The sequence below is a fragment of the Staphylococcus sp. 231237_7MaSpsaltlick genome (assembly GCF_043107035.1).
Window position 1 is genome coordinate 1 of record NZ_JBICNX010000081.1, and the last position, 2,477, is coordinate 2,477.

Here is a 2,477-nt window from a genome sequence, read left to right on the forward strand (position 1 = left end):
AGGTGGAGCAATCGGGGCTAAATATGCAACTAATAAACGTAGAAGTAGTGAAAAGAATTTACGCAGACATGGTATTTTTAGTAGTGCAAAAGAAACAGCTCAAAATGCTCATACAGGAAATAGAACAGCTTCAGATAATGCTTATGACAATGGTAGTAAAAAAGCTTTCGGAGATTTAAAAAATCAGAGGAATGGTTATAAAAATGATGAAAGTAAGAGAAATGAACTAAAAGAACTTGGTTATACGGAAGATGAAATAAATCAAGTTATGAATAATGAAAAGAATTTAAATGCATCAGATGAAAATGGCAATAACAAAGAAGTTAGCAACAACAATTTGGCTAGAAGAGGACAGTATGATGAACGTAACGCTTCAGCTAAAAACCCAGTTCCAACATCTAAAAAGTTAGAAGAAGAAAATAAATCTGATGATAGTTTTACTAAAGAAGCAGCAAAATCAGACGCTAAAGGTACAGGACAAGATTTAGCTGTAGACGCTGCCGCAGGCGTAGCAGGAGTAGACAAAGGTACTGCAGATGTTGCTAAAAATGGAGTAGCAATTGGCTCGATGGCTAATGACGAAAGAAAACGTAATAGTAATAATGGAAATAAAGATAATAATGTTATTTCTAACGCCCAAAATAGTAATAAGGATATAAACGAGCCACGTCAAGATGTGAAAAATAAAGTAGCAAGTGAAAATAGAGTTAATGATGAGCCTGGTAGACAAAATGAACAGCGTAAAACAACTAATAGAAAAGGTGATTCTACAAGTACACCTACACAAGTGAATACTGCAAATAGTGGTAGTAAGCAAAGCAAAACTAATGGAGCTACACGTAGAACTTCAAGACAGCGTCCTTCATACAAAGAGAATAAGCAACGTAAACAACAAAGTAATAGTAATAATAGTAAAGCTGCTGCTAAAAACAATGCGTCTAATAGAAGTAATAAGCCTCAAGAGAAAAATAATAATGACTCATATAATCGCAAGCTAGATAGATCGCAAAAGAAACATACAGCCAATACAAAATCTAGTAGCGATAATGCTAAAACAAAGCAAAAATCTAAAACGACAAGCTCAAATAAACCGAAGTCTCAAAATCAAAAAACTAAACAGACAACAAATCAGTCGGGAGCGCAAGTAAGAAAATCAACAAAAAAGAATACTACACGACATATAAAAAATCAAAAACGAGTAAAACCTAAGAGCGATAAAAGGACATATAATGAATCGCTTAATAAAAATAGAAAACGTTAATGTAGAAGTTAATTGATATACTTCTACATTAACAAAGGGGTGGTCGCATGAAAGAGGAAGTAAAGTTAAGTGAAGAAGATTATAAGTTTATAACAGAAGCAAAAACTTTAGATGAGTTTCAAGAAAGGATTTCAAATGTTGAAAACGGCCTAGAGTATGCCCTAGAAACGAATGCTGCAAGAAATGTAATGCAAGAATCAAGATTCCTAGATGATAAGGGAGATATTGATATAGAAACATATAAAATAGCATTAACAAATGTATATGAAAATGAAGAGTCATTAAGTGAAAATTATCAATCGGACGATGATTATTTAGTGCATGAAGCTTTTTACCAAGGTTCAGAACAGTTGTTTTATGATATTAACGGTAGTATTACTGGTAAAACAGTATATTTTGCAAAGCGTATGAATAGAAAGAATTCTGAGAACTTTAAAGCAGCTTCAAAACCAGAAGATGGCAGTATAATTTCTGGTATACAAAAGTTAATAAAATACTTCAAAGGTTATAAATAAATTTACAAAATAAATAGTTTATAATATGAATGTGTTGTGATATCATTATATTAACATTAAGTATTTGGAGAGGATGAGAAGATGAATATAATTAACGATTTCTTAGATTGGTTAAATGATGAAAGTGTCAATTCAGGTTTGAAATTTGTAGCTGTTTTAGGCGGAGTAGGAATGGTTATTACATTATGTGGCGCTATAGCAGTTTCTTTCACCGGTAAATTTGCGAGAGCTGGTAAATGGTTAGCAGCTTTTGCTGTTATAGCTATACTTATGGGATTTGGCTATTCGATTATGAAAGCATTAGCAACAGGCACAGGTGAAGATATTGATAATCAAGTTAATATGTTAGCGGCATTTTCTGCTGTACCAGCTTATGGTTCATATTTATTATATAAAAAACATAAGAAGAAAAACATGGATTAAAAATTGTAACTAAGTCAAATGGGAAAATTAAAAAAAGGGCGACAAATCGCCCTTTTTATCTTATTTTTATATAAAACGCCGAGTTTCATTTAGCGCCTATTTTTGGTATAATATAAGTATGGAAAATTATAAAAACAACGATTACATTTTCGATAAGAAACAACTTATCAAGCATGCCAAAACTGTGCTTCGCAGTAAAAAACTTAGTGGTGTTGAATTATCAAAAGAGGTGGGTATACACGTTCAACAAATATATGGTTATAAGAGCGGAAAAAGAA

Annotated in this window: 3 protein-coding genes; all 3 read left to right on the forward strand. The window is 32.1% G+C overall.

Annotation, left to right across the window (positions count from 1 at the left end):
* A partial coding sequence (locus ACF91D_RS29820; protein WP_392438333.1) for a hypothetical protein occupies window positions 1-1,261 on the forward strand: 1,261 nt, incomplete at its 5' end.
* A 47-nt stretch (window positions 1,262-1,308) separates the two neighbouring features.
* Window positions 1,309-1,776: a hypothetical protein gene (locus ACF91D_RS29825; protein ID WP_392438334.1), complete on the forward strand. Its 468-nt coding sequence runs from the start codon at window positions 1,309-1,311 to the stop codon at window positions 1,774-1,776.
* An 81-nt stretch (window positions 1,777-1,857) separates the two neighbouring features.
* Window positions 1,858-2,199: a hypothetical protein gene (locus ACF91D_RS29830; protein WP_392438335.1), complete on the forward strand. Its 342-nt coding sequence runs from the start codon at window positions 1,858-1,860 to the stop codon at window positions 2,197-2,199.
* The last annotated feature ends 278 nt before the right edge of the window (window positions 2,200-2,477 follow it).